Genomic DNA, 21,655 nt, shown 5'->3' on the forward strand with positions numbered 1-21,655 from the left:
GACCAGTCCGTGCATCAAGGCTCGTGTCCATGCATATCGTCTGCCCCCATTGTACGACATCCTACGCCATCAAGCCCGCGAGCCTGGGGGCGAACGGACGAACGGTCCGCTGCTCCCGCTGCAAGGAGACCTGGGTCGCCTATGCCGAGGATGCCATCGAGGAGGCGTCCGTCCCGGCCATGGCGGCCGCCAGCCAGGCCGACGACCAGTCCGACCTCGCCGAGCAGTGGAACTCCTACGCCAGGGACGTCGGCGCCGCTGACACGCCTGTCGTCGACAGCCCCTCGATCGCCAGCGACTGGCCGGCCGAGGACACCCAGGCGACCGAGGACGAATGGTCAGCGGCGGCCCGTGCCGCCGAGGATGACGTCGTCGGCGCGCAGCACCAGTCTTGGTTCCGCAGCCTGTTCAGCCGCCGCGGGGCGCGGGTGAGGCGCCAGGCCCCCACCGAGGCTCCGCGAAAATCCCATTTCGGTCTGCCGACCGCCTGCGCCGCCATGGGCGCGCTGGTGCTGGCGCTGGTCATCTGGCGCGGCGACATGGTCCGGCTGCTGCCGCAGACGGCGGCGTTCTACAAGATGGTCGGACTCGAAGTTAATTTGCGCGGGCTGGCGTTCAAGGACGTCAAGCTCTCCAGCGAGACCGTGGACGGTAAGCAGGTGCTGGTGATCGAGGGCGTGATCGTCGGTCAAAGCAAGAAGCCGCTCGATATCCCGCGGCTGCGCTTTGCGGTGCGCGACGCGCAGGGAGCGGAAATCTACGCCTGGAACACCGTGCTGGAGCAGACCGTGCTGCAGCCGGGTGAGCGCGCCTTCTTCCGCTCGCGCCTGGCCTCGCCGCCGCCGGAGGGCCGCAATATCGACGTCCGCTTCTTCAACCGGCGCGACATTGCCGGCGGCAGCGTATAATCGATTTTGCATATCCCGCACGGGAGGCTGGTCTCAAGGTTGGTCTCATGCCGAAAATCCTGATCGCCGACGACGAGGACTCGATGCGCCAATTGGTGGCGCGCGCCATCGCCATGGACGGCCACGAGACCGTCACTGCACAGGACGGCGCCGAGGCGCTGGAAATCCTGACCCGCGAGAACGGCGCGTTCGATCTCCTGCTCACCGACATCCAGATGCCGGTGATGGACGGCATCGCGCTGGCGCTCTCCGCCGCGCGCGATTTCCCCGACCTGACCATTTTGCTGATGACCGGCTTTGCCGACCAGCGCGAGCGCGCCTCGAATTTGAATGCGCTGGTGCATGACGTCGTGACCAAGCCGTTCTCGGTGGCCGACATCCGTACGGCGGTCGCGGACGCGCTGGCAGCGAAGAAAGCGTAGGGGCGCGGCGTATTCCGCTGTCAGGCCCCGGCCTTGACCGGGGCACCCAGTACGCCGCGGCCTCTCGGTTCAATCACAACCGTCTCTGGAATACTGGATCGCCCGCCTGCGCGGGCGATGACACCGAGTGTGACGTCAAAAATCCTTCAGCAGACGCTCGAGGTAATCGAGCTCGATCTGCGGACGCGCGGGATCGCTCAGGCGGCGGCGGAGCTCTTCGAGGATGCGGCGCGCGCGCTGGGCATCGATCTCGCCGGGAATCTTGACCGTGTAGTCGTCGCTGTATTCCTTGCCGCGCAGCGGCCGGCCCAGCGGGTCGGTCCGTTCGCCGCCGCTCTGCTGGCGGCCGACAGCCTGACCGGGGCCGTCACCGTCGCCCGGATCCTGGCCTTCGCCGTTCTGCTGCCCGCCGAGCGCGTCGGCGAGATCCTGCATGCCCTTGCGCAGGGCGTCGATGGCCTTGCCCTGCGATGTCGTCGCACCGTCGGCATCGCCCTCGCCGATCTGATTGCCGGCGTCTCCCATGGCGTTCTCGGCGGCGTCGAAGCCGTCATCGCCATCCTGGTCGCCGTCCTGACCCTGACCTTGGCCCTGCTGACCTTGTTGGCCCTGCTGCCCCGGCTGCTTCTGCCCGCGCTGGCCCTTCTGGCCATCCTGCTGCAAGCCCATCTCGGCGAGTTTCTTCTTGAGGGCCTCCAGCCGCTTCTTCAATTGCTCCTGCCGGCCCTGCGTATCCTGCGACCCTTCGCGCGACGCCGAGGGATCGTTCGGATCGGGATAGAGATATTTCTCCATGTCCCGGATCGCCCGGGACTGCTGGCCAATGCTCTCGTCCGAGTTCTTGTCCTTCAGGTTGTCGGCGGATTGCTTCATCGACCGCTCGGCGCTGTCGAGCAGTGCATCCAGACTCTTTTGGTCGGCGCGCGACGACTGGGCGAGACCAATCGAAGCCGTGGAACAGGACAGCATAAGCACGAGACAAGCCGTGGCGAGCCTTCCGCGCGTGACCTTGCCATTCTGCCAGATTGAGGTGTGTTTCATGAGCTATCTCGCTCCCTGGGATTCACGCCAGGTCCTGAGCTCTTCGCGCAAGGCATCCTGCTGCCTTGCCAGGTCCTCCAGCTGATCGCTGGTCGCGCCGCGCGTCTTCTGCCGCAGCTCTCTCGATTTACGCAGGATCTCCGCGACCTTGGGCGGCAGAGGCTTGGTGCGTTGGCCGCGTTTGGAGTCCTTGCTCTGCCGGTCGGTTTCGTCGCGAAGCGCGTTCTGCTCCCGGAGCAGATCGTTCAGCTCGCGCGCAATCTCGTCCATCTCTTTTTGCTCGGCGCTGGGCGGCCCCGGAGGATTTTCCAGCGCGCGGGCCAGGCGGTCCAGCTCGCGCGCCGCCGCTTCGCGGTTGCCGCGCTGGATCAGCCGCTCGATGCGCTTCATCTGGTCGTCGAGGCCGATGGCCGGCCGCGCCAGCGGATTGCTGCGCATCTGCTGCGCGTACTGGCGCATATAATTGTCCAGCGCGGTCCGCAGATTGTCCATGAGCTTCTTGAGCTCTTCGTCGCTGGCGCCGCGCTGAAGCGCCTGCTTGAGCGCGTCCTGCGCCGCGCGCAACGCCTTGGCGACGTCGCTGATGTTGCCGTCCTCGATCGTCACCGCAAGCGCCCACAGGCTCGCCACGACCTCACGCAGGGAATCGTCGGTGCGCGCCGCCTCGAGCTGGCGTGCGACGCTATGCAGGCCGAGATACTGCCCGGCTTCCGGCGTGAACATCTCGGGCGCGATCATCAGCGCATCGAGCGCGGCGTAGACGTCGGAATTCTTGTTGGCGTCGAGCGCGAGGATGCGGCGCTGCTCGATCAGCGCGCGGGCGAGCGGCTTGGTGAACAGCCGGCCCGGCAAGCGCATGTTGAAGGGCTCGCTCTTCGCCTCGTTGCCGGCCTCGTCCTTGGCAGTGAGCGTCAGCGTCACGTCCGCGCCGGAATAGGGATCCTCGCTGAGGTCCTTCACCGTTTGGCCGACGCCGTTGCGGGTCCGCGCATTGGGCAGGGTCAGCGCGAATTGCGGCGGCTGGAACAGCGGCCGCGCGGCCTTGCCGTCCGCGTCCTTGGTTCCGTCCTTGTCTTCGGTTGCGCGCGGAACGAATTGCGCGGCGGCGCCCGTGACGCCGTAATCGTCCTCGATCTTGTAGGAGAGCTGCAACGCGCCGTAGGCCTGACGCTCGGGATCCTTGGCGAGCGCGATCGTCGGCGGGCGGTCGGGCGTCGCCGCGAACGCCCATTGCGGCTGGCCGGAGGGCGCGCGGACATGCGCGGTGCCGTCGCCGGTGATGGTAAAATGCTTCTCGTTGGTGCCCTTCGGCGCGGCCTCGGTGGGCGCGACCTCCTTGAGGCCACCGGAGATGACGACATCGAGGCTGCTGCCGGAGGAGCGCACGATCAGGGTCGAGCCGGCCGGAACTGCGAGCGGGCCGCTGGCAGGCAGCGCCGCGGCCTCCTTGTTGGCGGCCGACAGGATGACCGGCGGCTTGCCGGTGTAGAGCGGCGGCGTGATCCAGGCATCGACGCGGACGTTGGTCGGCGCCAGCACGCCGTTCCAGTCGAACGCGGCACCTAACCGCATCGCGCGCTCGTCGCCGGCGGCGAAGAAGGTCGCGACCAGCATCACCATGACCAGCGCGCGCAGCGCCCAGGGATCGTGCAGGGCGAGGCGCGGATGTGGCAAGCCGGCACGGATGCGCTTGAGCGAAGCCAGCGTGCGCTCGCGCTGCGCCTGCCACAACGCCAGCGCGACCGGGTCTTTCGAGCTCAGCGTGTCCGTCAGCGTCGTCGCCGGGCGGTGACGGATACCGGAGCCACGGTCGAGCCGGCTCAGAGCCTCGTCGCGGCCCGGCCAGCGGAAACGAATCAGGGGGACCAGAGCGGCGATTGCGATGCCGGCAAAAGCCACGAGACCGATGGCACGGACGACGGACGGCAGCACCAGCCAGAGGCCGGCCCACGACACCACCAGGAACAGGCCGACGACAGTCAGCACCCGCGCCAGATGTGGCCAGGCACGTTCCCACGCGATGGCATAAATGGCCCGATCGAGGGCCTGCGCCAGCTTCAGCCGCGACAGAGCGTCGCCATCGCGGATCGGGTCTGACGGGTCGGGGGTGACGCCGTTCAATCAATTCTCCAGGTTGCCCGGTAGAGAAGCGTATCACAACGGCAGCACTGAGGCATCCGTTCCGGTACGGGAGAGACCCCTTTTCCCGCATAACACGAGGACGTGACTGGCCGGGCGCAACACCGTAATTTCCACGCGCCATTCCGAGGAAAACGCAAGGAAATAGAGGGAACGCCATGGACAAGAAGATGCACGACAAGGGCCTGGAAGTCCGCAAAGCGGTGCTGGGCGAGGCCTATGTCAACAATGCCCTGAAGAACGTCGACGATTTCAACCGTCCGTTCCAGGAGATGCTCAACGAATATTGCTGGGGCACCGTGTGGGGCCGCGAGGAACTGCCGCGCAAGACCCGCAGCATGCTCAACATCGCCATGATCGCGATCCTCAACCGCCAGCACGAGTTTCGCGCGCATCTGAAGGGCGCGCTGACCAATGGCGTCTCCCGCGACGAGATCCGCGAGATCCTGATGCTGGTCGCGATCTATGGCGGCATGCCGGCCGCAGTCGACAGCTTTCGCATCGCGCGCGAGGTGTTCGCGGAGATCGACGGCAAGGCGTGAGGCCGCCTCTGTTCGCCGCCTCACATCCAACGAACAACGAAGAAGAAAGAAGGAAACACCATGCACATCGGATTCATCGGCCTCGGAAACATGGGTCTCCCGATGGCGCGGCGGCTGATCGAGGCCGGGCACAAGCTCGTCGTGTTCGACACCCGCAAGGAGGCCGTCGACAAGCTCGTGGCGCGCGGCGCCACCGCTGCAACCTCGCCGAAGGACGTCGCCGATCAGGTCGAGACGGTCATGGCGAGCCTGCCCTCGCTGCAGGCGTCGCTCGAGGTCGCGACGGGTGCGAACGGCGTGATCGAAGGGAGCCGCGCCAAGCGCTTCATCGATCTCTCCACCGTCGGCTCGACGATGGCGGCGAAGATCCACGGCCTGCTGGCAAAACGCGACATCGTGCAGATCGACTGCCCCGTCTCCGGCGGCGTCGGCGGCGCCGAGAAGGGCACCCTGGCGGTGATGGTCTCAGGGCCCAAAGCCGAGTTCGAGCTGCTCAAGCCCGCGCTCGACGTGATCGGAAAAGTGTTCTTCATCGGCGAGAAGCCGGGCGCGGCGCAGACCATGAAGCTCGCCAACAATTTCCTGTCGGCGACCGCGATCGTGGCGACCTCGGAAGCGGTGGTGATGGGCGTCAAGGCGGGGCTCGATCCCGCGGTGATGATCGACGTCATCAATGCCGGCTCCGGCATGAACACCGCGAGCCGCGACAAGTTTCCGCGCTCGGTGCTGCCGCGGACGTTCGACTTCGGCTTCGCCACGGGGCTGATGGTGAAGGACGTGCGGCTGGCGCTGGGGGAGATGAAGCAGCTCGGCCTGTCGATGGAGGTCGCCGACGCGGTCGGACGGCTATGGGAGACCGTGATCAGCGCGGAAGGCGCCGAGTCCGACTTCACCGCGGCGATCAAGCCGATCGAAAAGAAGGCGGGAGTTGTGGTCGGCGGAACGAAGGGTGGATTGGCGGGGAAGTAGCCGCCCCGCACGCTCGTCGTCCCGGGGCGTGCGAGGCGCGAGCCCGGGACCCATAACCACAGGCGGATGTGGTTACGGGGACTCGGAGTTACAGCTCAGCCAAACAACCACTTCTTGTGGTTATGGGTCCCCGCCCCTCGTGCGCAATTGCGCACTAGGCGGGGACGACAGCGAGGATGAGGCGCGGCCTTACCGCCCCTCAATCCCTCACAGCCACGGCGCCGGCGTGTCCATCGCGATCAGCTGCTCGACCTCGATGCGCGGGCGCACGACGGCGTATTGATCGCCCTTTACCAGCACTTCCGGAACCAGCGGCCGCGTGTTGTAGGTGCCGGCCTGCACCGCGCCATAGGCGCCCGCGGTCATGATGGCGATGAGATCGCCAGGCTTCGGCGTCGGCAGCGTGCGATCCAGTGCGAGATAGTCGCCGGTCTCGCAGACCGGGCCGACGACGTCGGCCATGATCGTGGCGGCGCCCGCGGCCGGCTGCGTCACCGGCAGAATGTCGTGATGCGCCTCGTACAGCGTCGGGCGGATCAAATCGTTCATGGCGGCGTCGATGATGACGAAATTCTTGCCGTCGCCGTGCTTCACGTAGATCACCCTGGCGACCAGGATGCCGGCATTGCCGACGATCATGCGGCCCGGCTCGAACATCAGCGTGCAGCCGAGATTGTGGCTGACGCGCTTGACCATGGCGGCATAGGCGTCGGGCGCCGGCGGCGCCTCGCGGTCCATGTAATAGGGAATGCCGAGGCCGCCGCCGAAATCGACGTGGCTGATGTTGTGACCGTCGCTGCGCAGCGTCTGCACGAATTCGGAGAGGATGCGGAACGCAGTCTCCATCTTGGAGAGATCGGTGATCTGGCTGCCGATATGCACGTCGGTGCCGGTGACCTGGATACCCGGCAGCTTTGCGGCGCGCGCATAGACCTCGCGGGCATAGGCGATCGGAATGCCGAACTTGTTCTCGGACTTGCCGGTCGAGATCTTGGCGTGCGTGCCAGCATCGACGTCCGGATTGACGCGCACGGAGATGCGCGCGGTCTTGCCCATCTCGGTCGCAAGCCGCGACAACAGCTCGAGCTCGGGCTCGGATTCGACGTTGAGGCAGAGGATGTCGGCGGCCAGCGCGGCACGTAATTCGGTTTCGGTCTTGCCGACGCCGGAGAACAGGATCTTGCTGGCGGGAATGCCGGCGGCCAGCGCACGCTTCAATTCGCCGCCGGAGACGACGTCGGCGCCGGCCCCGAGCTTGGCCAGCGTGCGCAGCACCGACTGGTTGGAATTCGCCTTCATGGCGTAGCAGACCAGCACCTTCTCGCCGGCGAAGGCGTCGGCGAAGACGCGGTAGTGCCGCTCGAGCGTCGCGGTCGAATAGCAATAGAACGGCGTACCGACGGTTGCGGCCAGCTCGGACAGGTTCACGGCCTCGGCGTGCAGCACGCCGTTGCGATAGTCGAAATGGTTCATGGCGTCAGCTCAGCTATCCCGGCTCATTTTTTGCCGGGAGGTTCGTCCAGGAGCGGGTCGAGGATAAACGATTTCTTCTTGCCCTTGGCGGCGGCAGGCGCCGCGTCCGCACCGTACCCGGGATTGAACACGCTCGGCGTCCTCTGGGCTTCCGTCTCGGTGTCGGTTGGAGCTGCGACATTGGCCGTGGATGCACTGGAGGCGGTCGGCGGCAGATCCAGCGGGCCCTTGCGGCCGCAGCCGGCAAGCGCGAGCGCCGTCAGGCTCAAGACAATGATGGCCCACCCCGAGCCGGCCGGGCGAAACTTTGACGTCACGACGAAATCCCCACTACGCGGGCCGCACCATACAGAGATTGGCACGCTCTGGCGAGAGCCGGATGACCATGAAACATAAGCGAAATTTTGCCCTCAGCCCAATTTTCGCTCTTTTTCCAGCCGCTTCGCCCAGGCCTTGGCCTGCGACGCCACGTTCTTCGGCGCGGTGCCGCCGAAGCTGGTCCGGCTCTTCACCGACGATTCGACCGAGAGCACGCCGAGCACGTCCTTGGTAATCTTGGGCTCGATCGCCTGCATCTCCTTCAGCGGCAGCTCGTGCAGCGCCACCCCGCCCTCGGCGGCTTTCGCCACGATACGGCCGGTGACGTGGTGGGCGTCGCGGAATGGCATCTTCAGCGTCCGCACCAGCCAGTCGGCAAGGTCGGTCGCGGTGGCATAGCCCTCGCCCGCCGCCGCCTTCATCTTCGCTTCGTCGGGCATGAGATCGCGGACCATGCCGGTCATGGCGCGGATCGCGAGCGACAGGGCGGCAAAGCCCTCCATCGCGCCCTGCTTGTCCTCCTGCATATCCTTTTGATAGGCGAGCGGCAGGCCCTTCATCACGATCAGGAGGCCGTTGAGCGCGCCGATGACGCGGCCGGTCTTGGCGCGCACGAGCTCGGCGGCATCCGGATTGCGCTTCTGCGGCATGATCGAGGATCCCGTGGTGAACTTGTCGCTGAGGCGGATGAGACCGACCAGCGGCGAGGTCCAGATCACGATCTCCTCGGCAAAGCGCGACATGTGCACGGCGCAGATCGAGGCCGCCGACAGCGTCTCCAGCACGAAGTCGCGATCGGAGACCGCATCGAGCGAGTTCGCCATCGGGCGGTCGAAACCGAGCGCTTTCGCGGTGGCGTGGCGGTCGATCGGGAACGAGGTGCCGGCGAGCGCGGCGGCGCCGAGCGGCGATTCATTGAGCCGCTTGCGGGCGTCCTGGAAACGGCCGCGGTCACGCGCCGCCATCTCGACATAGGCGAGCAGATGATGGCCGAAGGTCACGGGCTGCGCGGTCTGCAGATGCGTGAAGCCGGGCATCACAGTCGCGGCATGTTCGAGCGCGCGATTGACGAGCGCGGCCTGGAACGCGGCGAGCGCCGCATCGGTCTCGTCGAGAACGTCGCGGACATAGAGACGGAAATCGGTCGCAACCTGGTCGTTGCGCGAGCGCGCGGTGTGCAGCCGGCCGGCGGCGGGGCCGATCAGCTCGGACAGGCGGCTCTCGACGTTCATATGGATATCTTCGAGGGCACGCTTGAATGTGAAGCCGCCCTTGCCGATCTCTGACAAAATCGTGTCTAGACCCTTGCCGATATTTTTCGCATCAGAGCCCGTGATGATGCCCTGCGCGGCAAGCATCGCGGCGTGCGCCTTGGATGCGGCAATGTCCTGGGCAAAGAGGTGACGATCGACGTCGATGGAGACGTTGATCTCTTCCATGATCTCATCGGGGCGCTCCGAGAACCGGCCGCCCCACATCTTGTTGCTCATGATCCCCTGCTCACGCCTTGCTTGCCGCTGCTGCCGCACGTTTGCTGGCCGGAGCCAGCCGTATTAAGAGGCCCCTGATAGCCATATCTGCGACCGGATGACAAACGATATGCTCGACAAGACGCCCTCCGCCACGCGCCGGATCCCCCTCGTCATCGCCACTGTGGCGATCGGGGGGCTGGCCGGCTTCGCCGCGCTGTACGGGCTGGGCCTGAACCGGGCGCCCTCAGGCGATCCGGCCTGCCGGGCCGCGGTGGCAACGGCGCAAAAAATCGCTCCCCTCGCCCATGGCGAACTGGCCGCCCTGACCGTGGCGAGCGCGCCGCTAATACTGCCCGACCTGGTCTTCGAGGACGCTGACGGCAAGCCGAAGAAGCTGTCCGATTTCCGCGGCAAGACGCTGCTGGTCAACCTCTGGGCCACCTGGTGCGTGCCCTGCCGCAAGGAAATGCCGGCGCTGGACGAGCTCCAGGGCAAGCTTTCGGGCCCGAATTTCGAGGTGGTGGCGATCAACATCGACACCCGCGACGCCGAGAAGCCCAAGACGTTCCTGAAAGAGGCCAACCTGACCCGGCTCGGCTATTTTAGCGATCAGAAAGCCAAGGTTTTCCAGGACCTTAAAGCCATAGGCCGGGCCCTGGGCATGCCGACCTCGGTGCTGGTCGACCCACAGGGCTGCGAGATCGCGACGATCGCGGGGCCGGCGGAATGGGCGAGCGAGGACGCGCTCAAGCTGATCCGGGCTGCGACGGGCAAGGCCGCCGCGTCGCTCTAGGCGGTGTGTACTAAGCCGTGACGTTTAGGTTGCCGCCGACGCCGGCGCCGACATTGGCGAGCGAAGGCTGACCGGCGCCGAGCAGCGTCAGGACGGTGGATTTCTCCATATCCGCGTTCTGCTTCATCAGCGTCGCCGAGATATTCGACTGTAGCGCGCCTTGCTGAGCGGCCAGCATGGTGCTGACCATCGCCATCATGTCCATTACGCAAACCCTCTTACCGGGCGCAGCCTAGGGGCGATGGGTTAATGCGACATGAATTGTCACGGTGCGGATGCACGGCCGGAGGGCGATAGCGCCGTAGGGTGGGCAAAGCGGCTTGTCCGCCGTAGCTCGAAGAGCGAAGGCGGAAGCGTGCCCACCAATTTCCACCGCATCATTGGAGAGATGGTGGGCACGGCGCCTTGCGCCTTTGCCCACCCTACGGCACCGGAAATTGGATCAGCGCGTCGGAACCGGCTTGGCGCCCCGGTAGTCGTAGAAGCCACGCTGGGTCTTGCGGCCGAGCCAGCCGGCCTCGACGTATTTCACCAGCAGCGGGCACGGGCGATATTTGGAGTCGGCGAGGCCCTCGTGCAGCACCTGCATGATCGACAGGCAGGTATCGAGGCCGATGAAATCGGCGAGCTCGAGCGGGCCCATCGGATGATGCGCGCCAAGCTTCATCGCCGCGTCGATGGCCTCGACATTGCCGACGCCTTCATACAGCGTGTAGATCGCCTCGTTGATCATCGGCAGCAGGATACGATTGACGATGAAGGCCGGGAAATCCTCGGAGACCGCGACCTGCTTGCCGAGCTTGGAGACGAATTCCTTGGACGCCTCGAAGGTCTGGTCGTCGGTGGCGATGCCGCGGATCAGCTCGACCAGCTCCATCAGCGGTACCGGATTCATGAAGTGAATGCCGATGAAGCGCTCGGGCCGGTCGGTGGCGGCGGCTAGCCGCGTGATCGAGATCGAGGAGGTATCGGAGGCGACGATCGCCTCCGGCTTCAGCACCGCGCAGAGCTCGTGGAAGATCTTGCGCTTGACCTCTTCCTTCTCGACCGCGGTCTCGATCACGAGGTCGCAATCGGCGAGGTCGTCGAGCTTCTCGGCGAGCTTGATGCGCGCCATCGCCTTGGTCTTGTCGTCCTCGCTGACGGCCTTCTTGGAGACCTGGCGCGCCAGATTGCCATTGATGGTGGCCATGCCCGACTTGAGCCGGTCGGCCGAGACGTCGTTGAGCACCACGTCGAAACCGGCCAGCGCCGCGACATGCGCGATGCCATTGCCCATCTGACCCGCGCCGATCACGCCGACCTTCTTGATCACTGCCGCCATAATGTCATCCACCGGAACGGCGCGCAGATCGCGCCTGCCTCATCCCCCGAGCCGGGAGGTCCGATTTAATCAGAAACTCGATTAGATCAGAATCCTGGCTCGAAACCTAGATTGGATCGCTTCCCCGGCGTGCCCCACGCCAAAGAAAACGCCTTGAAAAAGAAAAACCGGCCGGAGTGTACCACTCCGGCCGGTGTTTTTAGCGCGTTTTTACTTGCCGAGCTTGGCGAGCGCTTCGGTGAGCTCAGGAACCGCCTGGTAGAGGTCGGCGACCAGGCCGTAATCGGCGACCTGGAAGATCGGCGCGTCCTCGTCCTTGTTGATCGCGACGATCACCTTGGAGTCCTTCATGCCGGCCAGATGCTGGATCGCGCCGGAAATGCCCACCGCGACATAGAGCTCGGGGGCCACCACCTTGCCGGTCTGGCCGACCTGCCAGTCGTTCGGCGCATAGCCGGCATCCACCGCCGCGCGCGAGGCACCGACGCCGGCACCGAGCTTGTCGGCGAGCGGTTCGATGTACTTGGCGAAGTTCTCGCGGCTCTGCATGGCACGGCCACCGGAGACGATGATCTTGGCCGAGGTCAGCTCGGGGCGGTCGCTCTTGGCGACTTCCTCGCCGACGAAGGACGACAGGCCCGGATCGGCCGCCGCAGCGACGTTCTCGACCGCGGCGCTGCCGCCTTCACCCGCCGCCGCAAAGGTCGAGGTGCGCACCGTGATGACCTTCTTGGCGTCCTTCGACTTCACCGTCTGGATGGCGTTGCCGGCATAGATCGGGCGCTCATAGGTGTCGGGGGCGACCACCTTGGTGATCTCGGAGACCTGCATGACGTCGAGCAGGGCTGCGACACGCGGCATCACGTTCTTGAAGCGCGAGGTCGCGGGCGCGACGATCGCGTCATAGCCGGAAGCCAGCGAGACGATCAGCGCGGCCAGCGGCTCGGCGAGATCGTGGGCGTAGGTCTCGCCCTCGGCAAGCAGCACCTTCTTCACGCCGGCAAGCTTGGCGGCGGCATCCGCCGCAGCCTTGGCGTTCTGGCCGGCCACCAGCACGTCGACATCCGCGCCGAGTGCGGCAGCCGCGGTCAGGGCCTTGTTGGTCGCGTCCTTCAGCGACGCATTGTCGTGTTCGGCAATCAGAAGCGTCGTCATCAGAGCACCCCGGCTTCGTTCTTGAGTTTCGACACCAGCTCGGCGACGTCCTTGACCTTGACGCCCGCCTTGCGGCCCGCCGGCTCCGTCGTCTTGAGAACCTCGAGACGCGCGGCGACGTCGACGCCGTAATCGGCGACGGTCTTCTCCGCGATCGGCTTCTTCTTGGCCTTCATGATGTTGGGCAGCGAGGCATAGCGCGGCTCGTTGAGACGGAGATCCGTGGTGACGATCGCCGGTCCCTTCAGCTTGACGGTCTGCAGACCGCCGTCGACTTCGCGGGTGACCTTGAAGTCAGAACCTTCGACCTCGAGCTTCGAAGCAAACGTCGCCTGCGACCAGCCGAGCAGCGCGGCCAGCATCTGACCGGTCTGGTTGCTGTCGTCGTCGATCGCCTGCTTGCCGAGGATAATCAGGCCGGGCTGCTCTTCGTCGGCGATCTTCTTCAGAATCTTCGCGACCGCGAGCGGCTCGACGGTGCCCTCGACCTTCACCAAGATGCCGCGGTCGGCGCCCATGGCGAGACCGGTGCGGATCGTCTCCGAGGCCTGCGCCGGTCCAATGGAAACCACGACGACCTCGGTGGCCTTGCCGCCTTCCTTCAGGCGCAACGCTTCCTCGACCGCGATTTCGTCGAACGGGTTCATCGACATCTTCACGTTGGCGAGTTCAACGCCCGATCCATCGCCCTTGACGCGGACCTTGACGTTGTAATCAACCACCCGCTTTACCGGCACCAAGACCTTCATCGATCCTCTTTCACTCAATTTGGGAGGGGGGTTATCAACTGGCGCGGAACCTAAAGGCCTGATCCGGCCCGGTCAACGCGCGACAGGGCCAAATTTTAGACCTTAGAAATATCGACCTCAATGGGTCAGCGATTCTGGCCCGGAACCCAGAGCACGTCGCCGGCGCCGTTATGGTTGGCGGCACGGCTGGCGACGAACAGGAAGTCGGACAGGCGGTTCATATACTGGATGCCAGCGGCGCCCACGGGCTCGCCGGGCCGGGCCGCCAGTTCCACCATCACGCGTTCCGCCCTGCGGCAAATCGTACGGGCAACGTGGAGGTAGGCGGCGGCCGGCGTGCCGCCCGGCAGCACGAAGGAGGTGAGCGGCGCCAGCTTGTCGTTGAGCGCGTCGATGTCGCGCTCGAGCCGCTCGACCTGGCTTGCCACCACCCGCAGCCGCTCGGCCTTGCCTTCACGCTCGGGCACCGCGAGGTCCGCGCCGAGGTCGAACAGATCGTTCTGGATGCGGCCGAGCATCGCGTCGAACTCGGACATGTCATGGGTGTGGAGCCTGACAACGCCGATCGCGGCATTGGTCTCGTCCACGGTGCCATAGGCTTCGATGCGCAGATCGTATTTCGGACGGCGCTCGCCCGTTCCGAGCGCCGTCGTGCCGTCGTCACCGGTCTTCGTATAGATGCGATTCAGCGTGACCATTTTTAACGCCCCATCGCCCAGACCGCGAGCATGGCAATCACGATCGCCACAAACTGAAGCAGCACGCGCCAGCGCATCAGCTTCTGCGAGGTGTTGGGCGAGCCGCCGCGCATCATGTTGACGAGACCGAGCAGCAGCACCACCGCCACGGCGCCGGCCGCTACCGGCAGGATGAAAGTACTCAGGAGAGATGCCATTTGGGGTAGATAACACCGTGCTTGCGGATGCGCCATGGTGCCGCGGCAGCCGCCGCCGTCATTCCGGGGCGATGCGAAGCATCGAGCCCGGAATGACGACGGGGGCGCTTCGCGATCTGGCTTTTAGGTCAATAATATCAGATGGTAGTGCGATGATTTCTGGTCTGCGCCAATTGCCCGGCTTTTTCGCCTCTCCCCGCGCACGGGGCGAGCGAGCGGCATCTGTCGTGTAGGTGGGCGCGTGAGGGCAATCCGCACCATCTACGTCGTCGTGGAAGATGCCTTCTACACCTTCCTCGCCGACGACGGCTGGGCGATCGCGAGCCATATCGCGCTGTCGACGCTGATGGCACTGTTCCCGTTCCTGATCGTGCTGACCTCGCTCGCCGGCTTCTTCGGCTCCAAGGAACTTGCCGATCAGGCCGCAAGCCTGATGCTTCAGGTCTGGCCCAAGCAGGTCGCCGATTCGATCTCGGGAGAAGTCCACGACGTTTTGACCACGACCCGCACCGGCGTGCTGACGATCGGCGCAGCGCTGTCGGTGTATTTCGCCTCCAACGGCGTCGAGGCGCTCCGCGTCGCGCTGAACCGCGCCTATGCGGTGGTGGAGATGCGGCGCTGGTACTGGCTGCGCCTTGAATCGATCGGCTACACGCTGGTCGCGGCCTTCACCGCGCTCGCGATGGCGTTCCTGATCGTGCTCGGGCCGCTCTTCATCGAGGCGGCGCGGCGCCATATCCCGCTGTTCGTCGAGTCCAACGAGAGCATCCTCACCTGGCTGCGCTACGGCATCACCGTGGGTGCGCTGGTGGTGGCGCTGATCATCCTGCATGCCTGGCTGCCGGCGGGACGGCGCGCCTTCCTCCAGATCCTGCCCGGCATCGTCTTCACCATCGTGGCGTCGCTGATCTCGGGCATCGTGTTCGGCCAATATCTGGCGCGCTTCGCCAACAACTACGTGACGATGTATGCGGGGCTCGCCTCGGTGATCATCGCGCTGGTGTTCCTGTATTTCATCGCCGCGATCTTCGTCTACGGCGGCGAGCTCAACGCCGCGATCATCAAGTCGCGGCTTCCTCACGGCGTTTCGCTTCAAGCAGCGCAGTCGCTAAAGCGCGCGGAGAAACAGGCTTGACCAGGAAGGCGTCGGCGCCGGCCTCGCGCGAGGCCGCCTCGTCCTCGCCACGGCCGGACACGCCGATGATGGGTATCTGAGCCAGCGGCGCCGGCATGGTCCGGATCCGCCTGATGGCCTCGACGCCGTCGATGCCAGGCAGCACCATGTCCATCAGCACCGCATCGAACGCGCCCTGCGCGAGCCGGTTCACCGCATCCTCGCCGCGCCCGATGAACTCGGCATGGTGGCCGAGCTCGGTCAGGATGGTGTTGAGCACGACGCGGCCGAACGGATTGTCCTCGACGCTGAGCACGCGCAGCGCGGCCATCGCATCCGCCTCGGCTTCGCCCTTCGACTTGCGGGACTTGCGCGATTCCGTCGCGTCGAGCGACATCGTCAACGTGAAGGTGGCGCCGCCGCCGCGCCGCGGGGCGACCGTGATGTCGCCGCCCATCGCGCGCGCCAGTTGCTTGACCGAGGAAAGGCCCAAGCCGGCGCCGCCGAAGCGCGAGGCGATGGTGACATTTGCCTGGGTGAAGGGGCGGAACAGCCGCTTGATCTCGGCCATGGTCAGGCCGATGCCGCTGTCGGACACCGCGAAGGCGACGCCGACCTTGCCCTTCGCCTTGTCTCTGGCCTTGCCTTTGGCGGGACGCCAAGGCGCGACCGCGAGCGCGACACCGCCCTGCTCGGTAAATTTGACGGCATTGTCGATCAGGTTCTCGAGCGCGGCGCGCAGGCGGACGGAATCGCCGACCACCAGCCCCGGCAGCTTCTCGGAGATATCGACCTGGGCCTGGAGGCCCTTGGCCGCGGCGCGTCCGGCGAGCGAATCGCCGGCGCTGCGGGCGAGCGCGCGCAGATCGAACAAATCCTGCCGCAAGGCACTTCCACCCTTGCCCGCCCCCTTGCCGGTCCTGGCGGCATCGACGAACAGGGTGGCAAGGCTCGCCAGATGCTCGGCACCGGCCTTGATGGTGTCGGCCCAGCGCCGCTCGCGCTCGCCGAGATCGGAAGTGGCGAGCAGGTCGCTGATCGCAAGAATCCCGGTCAGGGGGGTACGGACCTCATGGGCGAAGGCGGCGAGCGCGGCCTGGACCACGTCCGGCGCCACGGCCTTGGCGCTGCGCTTGCGCAACCGGCCGGTCGCCCCGGACCGCTTCCGAGGCGGTCGCCTGGACGTTCGCGTGGTGCGCGCTGAGCGCGTTTTCGCCGCCATGAATCCCTTCGAAGGGTCCCCTTCGATCCCCAGGCTCTCAAGCAAGCATCGCACGGCGGAACCCCTGGAGTCACGGCGGCGTTTTGCTAACCCCCAGAGAAACTTAACCTAATCCCACCAACCGGCGGATGCCGGCGGGCGTGGCGCCGTCAGCGCGCAGCTCGCGCAGGCCGGTCGAGCGGTCCGATTTCGACAACTTCCGGCCCGCCTCGTCCAGAATCAGGGCGTGGTGGCGATAGGCGGGTTCCGGCAGATCGAGCAGGACCTGGAGCAGGCGGTGAACCGAGGTGGCGTGAAACAGGTCCTGCCCCCGCACGACCTCGCTGATGCCCTGAAGCGCGTCGTCGACGACGACGGACAAATGGTAGCTGGTCGGCGTCTCCTTGCGGGCCAGGATGACGTCGCCCCAGGCCTCGGGCCGCGCGGGGACGGTACCATGCTCGCCGTCGGGGCCCACGCCCAGCTCAGTCCACCTCAGGCCGGCAACGCGTCGGCAGGCGGCCGCCATGTCGAGCCGGAGCGCGTAAGGCACGCCAGATGCAATGAGCCGGTCGCGCTCGCCGGCCGACAGCGATCTGGCGTCACCCGGATAAAGCGGCGCGCCATCGGGATCGCGCGGCCATGGCCCGGCGGCCTCGCGCGCGGTCACGAGCCTGGCGATCTCCGCGCGGCTTTCGAACGCGGGATAGACGAGACCAAGTGCAGAGAGTTTTTCGAGCGCGGCGCGATAAACCGCGAGATGCTCCGACTGCCGCCGCACCGGCGTTTCCCAGGCGATGCCGAGCCAGGCGAGGTCGTCGTAGATCGCCGTCTCATATTCCGGCCGGCAGCGCGTCGCGTCGATGTCCTCGATCCGCAGCAACAGCCGCCCGCCGGTCTCGCGCGCGCGGTCGAAATTGAGCAGCGCCGAATAGGCGTGGCCGAGATGCAAGAGGCCATTCGGACTGGGGGCAAAACGGAAAACGGGTGGCGCCATGCGGTGAAACTCGTCATGGCCGGGCATAGCCGTCCGAAGGGACGGCGTCGCTTCCGCTCGCCTATGTCCCGGCCATCCACGTTCTTCGGTGCGATACAGCGATCGTGTCAAGTCGTGGACAGATACGAACACTGTCACCCATGCTAGACATGTCGTGTGGTTAGAGAGACGTGGATGGCCGGGTCAAACCCGGCCATGACGCCGGAGAGAGTTTGCCGACCCAAATGACCATCCACCTCGAAACCCAGTCCGATCTCGAAGACGCCGTCCACGCGCTGATCAAGCGCGACCCGCGCCTCAAGCCCGTGCTCGAGATCGCCGGCATGCCCGCCTTGCGGCGGCGTGAGCCGGGTTTTACGGGGCTCGCCCACATCGTTTGCGGGCAGCAGCTTTCGACCGCGAGCGCCGCAGCGATCTGGGGGCGGCTGTCGGCCGCGTTCGATCCGTTCGACCATGAGGCCGTGAGCCGCGCCCGCACCGACCGGCTGGGACGGCTCGGCCTGTCCGCCGCCAAGATCAAGACGCTGAAACATCTCGCGCGCGAGATCAATGCGCAGCGGCTGAACCTCGATGTGCTTGCCGAGGAAGACGCCGAGGCCGCGCACCATACGCTGATCGCGCTGCCCGGCATCGGGCCATGGACGGCCGACGTCTATCTGCTGTTCTGCCTCGGGCACGGCGATGCCTGGCCGGCCGGCGACATCGCCGTGCAGGAGGGGATCAAAGTTGGCCTGGGCCTTCAGGCGCGGCCGACGGAGAAGCAGATGGCGCCGCTTGCCGAACCCTGGCGTCCCCTGCGCGGAGCAGCCGCGCATCTGTGGTGGAGCTATTATCGCGTGATCAAGAAGCGCGAAGGTGTCATCAGCAACCAGCCCTAGCCTCGCAGCCGTTCGCGATCGGCACGGGCGCATTCGGCCACGAAGTCGACGACGGCGCGCACCGCAGACAACTCGACCAGATCGGGATGGGCGAGCAGCCAGAGATCGGCGACGCTGACCAGTTTTTGCGGCGCGACGCGCACCAAGTCTGGATAGCTCTCCGCGACGAAGCAGGACAGCGCGGAGATTCCGATTCCAGCACGCACCGCCGCCAGCATGTCGCCCTGCGACGAGCAACGCATCACCATGGTGCCTTGCCGGGTGATCGCATCGCTCCAGCGCGCCAGCTGTGCGTTCGAATCCTGGTCGGCGAAGCCGATGACGCTGTGCCCCTTCCACTCGCCGCTCCGCTCCGGCAAGGACCGGCCCGTGGCATAGTCGCGCGAGGCATAGAAGCCGGTGCCGAGACGGCCGATCTTGCGGCCGACCAGATTTTCCTCGCCGCTGTCGACCGGTCGCAGCACGACGTCGGCCTCCCGCCGCCGCACGCTGGCCGGAAACGGATGGGTGATGATCTCGAGCCGAATGTGATCATGTGCGCCGAGAAACGATCGCAGCCGCGGCATCAGCCAGTGCGAGGCCAGCGTCGCGCCGATCGACAGCTTGACCGTGCCACGCGCCTTGCGACCGCCGGCGCCAACGGCGGCTTCGGCGCGGAGCGCGGCAGCGGCCATCGCCTCGGCATGCTCACGCAGCGTACGGCCGTCGGCGGTGAGCACGAAGCCGTCAGCGGCGCGCGCCAGCAGCTTGGTGCCGAGCTGCGCCTCCAGCGCCGCGATCTTGCGGCTGACGGTCGGATGGCTGGCGTGCAGACGCTTTGCCGCCGCAGTGAAGCTGCCGGTGTCGGCGACCGCAACGAAGGTCTTGCAGAGATCCCAATCCACGTCGGCTCCGTACAAATCTGAATATCCGCTTGTTCAATATTGAACGATCCCCGCCCGCCGTCCAACCCTATAGTGGGGTCAAACACGCCAGCGGCGGACACCCCGCCGACGCGACAATCGACATGGAAGCGCTCACCCCGGCCGGCAGGCTGGCGAAGTGCTTTGTCAGGAGGATCGGATGGCACTGCCCGCTCTGCTCAAGAACAATCTGGAGCTGCCCGTCGTCGGCTCGCCCCTCTTCATCGTCTCCGGGCCGGAGCTGGTGATCGCCCAATGCAAGGCCGGTGTCGTCGGCTCGTTTCCGGCGCTCAACGCCCGTCCGGTGGAAAAGCTCGACGAATGGCTGAGCCGCATCGAGGACGAGCTCGGCGAATACAAATCGCGCAATCCCGGCAAGAAGGTCGCGCCCTACGCCGTCAACCAGATCTGCCATGCCTCCAACGACCGCTTGATGAAGGACATGGAAACCTGTGTGAAGCACAGGGCGCCCATCATCATCACCTCACTGCGGCCGCCCGCCGAGATCGTCGAGGCCGCGCACTCCTATGGCGGGCTGGTGTTCCACGACGTCATCAACGTCAAGCATGCGCGCAAGGCCGCGGAGCAAGGCGTCGACGGACTGATCCTGGTGTGCGCCGGCGCCGGCGGACATGCCGGCATGCTGTCGCCGTTCGCGCTGGTGCGCGAGGTCAAGCAATGGTTCGACGGCGCGATCCTGCTGTCGGGCGCGATCAGTGACGGTTTTGGCATCGCCTCCGCGCTGACGCTGGGCGCCGACCTCGCCTATATGGGCACGCGCTTCATCGCGACGAAGGAAGCCAATGCCGACGAAGCCTACAAGTCCGCGCTGACGCAGCACGCCGCGCACGACATCGTCTACACCAACCTATTCACCGGCGTGCACGGCAACTATCTCGGCCCCTCGATCGCCGCCGCCGGGCTCGATCCGGACAATCTCCCGGTTGCCGACAAGACGAAGATGAATTTCGGCTCCGGCGGCAACATGAAATCCAAGGCGTGGCGCGACATCTGGGGCTCGGGCCAGGGCATCGGCCAGATCCTGGATGCGCCTCCGGTCGCCGAGCTGGTCGACCGGATGAAGGGCGAATTCGATCAGGCCCGGCAGGATTTCCTGATGCGCGCCAGCGCCTGACGGCTTGGTCCGACAGGAAAATTGGACTGACAAGACAAACGGGAGGACATCATGAAGCTGACAGCCGCGCTGACAGGCCTGTCGTTGCTGACGCTTGCCGCCGGCAGCGCCGGTGCGGACGAGATCCGGATCGGGCAGACCCTGCCCTATAGTGGCCCTGCCTCCGGCTTCGGCGCGATCGGACGGACGCAGGAGGCGTTCTTCGAGAAGGTCAACGCGGAGGGCGGCATCAACGGCCGCAAGGTCAAGTTCATCACGCTGGACGACGCCTACTCGCCGCCGAAGACGGTCGAGCAGACGAGAAAGCTGGTGGAGCAGGACGAGGTGCTGATGATGTTCGGCTCGCTCGGCACCGCCACCAACAGCGCCGTGCAGCGTTACCTCAACGCCAAGAAGGTGCCGCAGCTGTTCGTGCTCTCGGGCGCCACCAAATGGGCCGATCCGCAGAAGAATCCCTGGACGATGCCGGGCATGGCGGCCTACGAATCCGAGGGCGTCGTCTATGCCAAGTATATCTTGCAGTCCAAGCCCGACGCGAAGATCGCGATCCTGTCCCAGAACGACGATTTCGGCCGCGACTATGTCGCGGGCTTCAAGCGCGCGCTCGGGCCCAAGGCCGCAAGCATGATCATCGCGGAGGCGAGCTACGAGACCAGCGCGCCGACGATCAGCTCGCAGCTCTCGACGCTGAAGGCGTCAGGCGCCAACGTGCTGTTCGGCGTCGTGCTCGGCAAGTTCACCTCGCAGATGGTCAAGGGCGTAGCCGAGATCGGCTGGAAGCCGGAGCTGTTCTTCGTGCCGACCTCGGCCTCCTCGATCTCGTTCCTGGAGCCGGCGGGGCTGGACAATGCGGTCGGGCTGATCTCGTCGAGCAACCAGAAGGACACGATGGACCCGCAATGGGCCGACGATCCCGGCGTGAAGTCCTATTTCGCCTTCATGAAGCAATACATGCCGACCGCGGATCTCTCGAACTCCAACTACGCCGCGGGCTATCACTATGCCACGCTGCTGATGACGGTGCTGAGCGCCTGCAAGGACGATGTCAGCCGCGACAACATCTTGAAGCAGGCCGCGTCGCTGAAAGAGGTGAAGCTGCCGCTGCTGTTGCCCGGAATGAGCGTGTCGACTGGTCCGGACGACTATCTGCCGTTCCAGCAGCTTCAGCTCCGCCGCTTCAGCGGCAAGAGCTGGGTGCCGTTCGGCGGCATTCTCGATGACCGGTAGA

The 21,655-nt window shown here is 65.8% G+C and carries 23 protein-coding genes; 9 read left to right on the forward strand and 14 right to left on the reverse strand.

Features of this window, described 5'->3' with window-relative positions:
* Positions 1-29 precede the first annotated feature (29 nt).
* Positions 30-908 carry an MJ0042-type zinc finger domain-containing protein gene (locus tag ACVJ5M_RS00120; protein ID WP_456679229.1) on the forward strand — a complete coding sequence of 293 codons (879 nt, stop codon included), beginning with the start codon at positions 30-32 and terminating at the stop codon, positions 906-908.
* Positions 909-955: 47 nt separating this feature from the next.
* Positions 956-1,330, forward strand: coding sequence for a response regulator (locus ACVJ5M_RS00125; protein ID WP_028147294.1), 375 nt, complete (start codon positions 956-958; stop codon positions 1,328-1,330).
* Positions 1,331-1,465: 135 nt separating this feature from the next.
* Here the strand turns inward: ACVJ5M_RS00125 and ACVJ5M_RS00130 are convergent, their stop codons facing one another.
* Both ACVJ5M_RS00130 and ACVJ5M_RS00135 read right to left on the reverse strand, forming a co-directional pair.
* Positions 1,466-2,371, reverse strand: coding sequence for a DUF4175 family protein (locus ACVJ5M_RS00130; RefSeq protein ID WP_063985784.1), 906 nt, complete (start codon positions 2,369-2,371; stop codon positions 1,466-1,468).
* Between the two features lie 3 nt (positions 2,372-2,374).
* Positions 2,375-4,492 carry a TIGR02302 family protein gene (locus tag ACVJ5M_RS00135; protein WP_063985785.1) on the reverse strand — a complete coding sequence of 706 codons (2,118 nt, stop codon included), beginning with the start codon at positions 4,490-4,492 and terminating at the stop codon, positions 2,375-2,377.
* A 176-nt stretch (positions 4,493-4,668) separates the two neighbouring features.
* Between ACVJ5M_RS00135 and ACVJ5M_RS00140 the strand changes: the two genes are divergently transcribed.
* The gene (locus tag ACVJ5M_RS00140; RefSeq protein WP_063985786.1) at positions 4,669-5,052 is read left to right on the forward strand and encodes a carboxymuconolactone decarboxylase family protein; all 384 of its coding nucleotides are present in this window, start codon (positions 4,669-4,671) and stop codon (positions 5,050-5,052) included.
* Between the two features lie 60 nt (positions 5,053-5,112).
* Positions 5,113-6,021 (forward strand): NAD(P)-dependent oxidoreductase, encoded by a 909-nt coding sequence (locus ACVJ5M_RS00145; RefSeq protein ID WP_354099408.1) that lies wholly within the window; start codon positions 5,113-5,115, stop codon positions 6,019-6,021.
* 207 nt (positions 6,022-6,228) lie between these two features.
* Here the strand turns inward: ACVJ5M_RS00145 and lysA are convergent, their stop codons facing one another.
* The 3 genes from lysA to argH form a co-directional block, all read right to left on the reverse strand.
* Complete coding sequence (lysA, locus tag ACVJ5M_RS00150; RefSeq protein ID WP_063985788.1) at positions 6,229-7,494, reverse strand: diaminopimelate decarboxylase; 1,266 nt, start codon at positions 7,492-7,494, stop codon at positions 6,229-6,231.
* Positions 7,495-7,517: 23 nt separating this feature from the next.
* A complete protein-coding gene (gene lptM, locus ACVJ5M_RS00155) occupies positions 7,518-7,811 on the reverse strand; it encodes an LPS translocon maturation chaperone LptM (protein WP_063985789.1) in 294 nt (97 codons plus the stop codon).
* Between the two features lie 93 nt (positions 7,812-7,904).
* Positions 7,905-9,302, reverse strand: a complete 1,398-nt coding sequence (argH, locus tag ACVJ5M_RS00160) for an argininosuccinate lyase (RefSeq protein WP_063985790.1) — start codon at positions 9,300-9,302, stop codon at positions 7,905-7,907.
* A 109-nt stretch (positions 9,303-9,411) separates the two neighbouring features.
* Between argH and tlpA the strand changes: the two genes are divergently transcribed.
* Positions 9,412-10,077: a thiol:disulfide interchange protein TlpA gene (tlpA, locus tag ACVJ5M_RS00165; RefSeq protein ID WP_283017751.1), complete on the forward strand. Its 666-nt coding sequence runs from the start codon at positions 9,412-9,414 to the stop codon at positions 10,075-10,077.
* 10 nt (positions 10,078-10,087) lie between these two features.
* Here tlpA and ACVJ5M_RS00170 read toward each other — a convergent pair whose 3' ends face one another.
* From ACVJ5M_RS00170 to ACVJ5M_RS00195, 6 genes are all read right to left on the reverse strand, one after another.
* Complete coding sequence (locus tag ACVJ5M_RS00170) at positions 10,088-10,282, reverse strand: hypothetical protein (RefSeq protein WP_015688853.1); 195 nt, start codon at positions 10,280-10,282, stop codon at positions 10,088-10,090.
* A gap of 237 nt (positions 10,283-10,519) precedes the next feature.
* Positions 10,520-11,401 carry a 3-hydroxybutyryl-CoA dehydrogenase gene (locus ACVJ5M_RS00175; RefSeq protein WP_063985792.1) on the reverse strand — a complete coding sequence of 294 codons (882 nt, stop codon included), beginning with the start codon at positions 11,399-11,401 and terminating at the stop codon, positions 10,520-10,522.
* 210 nt (positions 11,402-11,611) lie between these two features.
* On the reverse strand, positions 11,612-12,556 hold the full coding sequence (locus ACVJ5M_RS00180; protein ID WP_063985793.1) for an electron transfer flavoprotein subunit alpha/FixB family protein: 945 nt from the start codon (positions 12,554-12,556) through the stop codon (positions 11,612-11,614).
* Positions 12,556-13,305, reverse strand: a complete 750-nt coding sequence (locus ACVJ5M_RS00185; protein ID WP_038942669.1) for an electron transfer flavoprotein subunit beta/FixA family protein — start codon at positions 13,303-13,305, stop codon at positions 12,556-12,558. The genes ACVJ5M_RS00180 and ACVJ5M_RS00185 overlap by 1 nt, the downstream gene beginning before the upstream one ends.
* Before the next feature lie 125 nt (positions 13,306-13,430).
* On the reverse strand, positions 13,431-14,003 hold the full coding sequence (locus tag ACVJ5M_RS00190) for a cob(I)yrinic acid a,c-diamide adenosyltransferase (protein ID WP_063985794.1): 573 nt from the start codon (positions 14,001-14,003) through the stop codon (positions 13,431-13,433).
* 2 nt (positions 14,004-14,005) lie between these two features.
* Positions 14,006-14,200, reverse strand: a complete 195-nt coding sequence (locus ACVJ5M_RS00195) for a twin transmembrane helix small protein (RefSeq protein WP_028147306.1) — start codon at positions 14,198-14,200, stop codon at positions 14,006-14,008.
* Between the two features lie 241 nt (positions 14,201-14,441).
* Here ACVJ5M_RS00195 and ACVJ5M_RS00200 point away from each other — a divergent pair, with 241 nt between their 5' ends.
* On the forward strand, positions 14,442-15,335 hold the full coding sequence (locus tag ACVJ5M_RS00200; RefSeq protein ID WP_063985795.1) for a YihY/virulence factor BrkB family protein: 894 nt from the start codon (positions 14,442-14,444) through the stop codon (positions 15,333-15,335).
* On the opposite strand, the gene ACVJ5M_RS00205 is transcribed toward ACVJ5M_RS00200, so the two are convergent.
* Together ACVJ5M_RS00205 and gluQRS are read right to left on the reverse strand one after the other, a co-directional pair.
* Entirely contained in the window at positions 15,262-16,536 is a 1,275-nt protein-coding gene (locus ACVJ5M_RS00205; protein WP_063985796.1) for an ATP-binding protein, read from the reverse strand. The two genes, ACVJ5M_RS00200 and ACVJ5M_RS00205, sit on opposite strands and share 74 nt — an antisense overlap.
* A gap of 103 nt (positions 16,537-16,639) precedes the next feature.
* Entirely contained in the window at positions 16,640-17,512 is an 873-nt protein-coding gene (gene gluQRS / locus ACVJ5M_RS00210; RefSeq protein ID WP_063986731.1) for a tRNA glutamyl-Q(34) synthetase GluQRS, read from the reverse strand.
* Between the two features lie 224 nt (positions 17,513-17,736).
* On the opposite strand from gluQRS, the gene ACVJ5M_RS00215 reads away from it, so the two are divergent.
* Positions 17,737-18,390 carry a DNA-3-methyladenine glycosylase family protein gene (locus ACVJ5M_RS00215; protein ID WP_063985797.1) on the forward strand — a complete coding sequence of 218 codons (654 nt, stop codon included), beginning with the start codon at positions 17,737-17,739 and terminating at the stop codon, positions 18,388-18,390.
* Here ACVJ5M_RS00215 and ACVJ5M_RS00220 read toward each other — a convergent pair.
* Positions 18,387-19,274, reverse strand: a complete 888-nt coding sequence (locus tag ACVJ5M_RS00220) for a LysR family transcriptional regulator (RefSeq protein WP_063985798.1) — start codon at positions 19,272-19,274, stop codon at positions 18,387-18,389. The two genes, ACVJ5M_RS00215 and ACVJ5M_RS00220, sit on opposite strands and share 4 nt — an antisense overlap.
* 178 nt (positions 19,275-19,452) lie before the next feature.
* Here ACVJ5M_RS00220 and ACVJ5M_RS00225 point away from each other — a divergent pair, with 178 nt between their 5' ends.
* The gene (locus ACVJ5M_RS00225; protein ID WP_063985799.1) at positions 19,453-20,427 is read left to right on the forward strand and encodes an NAD(P)H-dependent flavin oxidoreductase; all 975 of its coding nucleotides are present in this window, start codon (positions 19,453-19,455) and stop codon (positions 20,425-20,427) included.
* Between the two features lie 51 nt (positions 20,428-20,478).
* On the forward strand, positions 20,479-21,654 hold the full coding sequence (locus ACVJ5M_RS00230; RefSeq protein WP_231143667.1) for an ABC transporter substrate-binding protein: 1,176 nt from the start codon (positions 20,479-20,481) through the stop codon (positions 21,652-21,654).
* The last annotated feature ends 1 nt before the right edge of the window (position 21,655 follow it).

The organism is Bradyrhizobium sp. S3.7.6 (assembly GCF_054061875.1).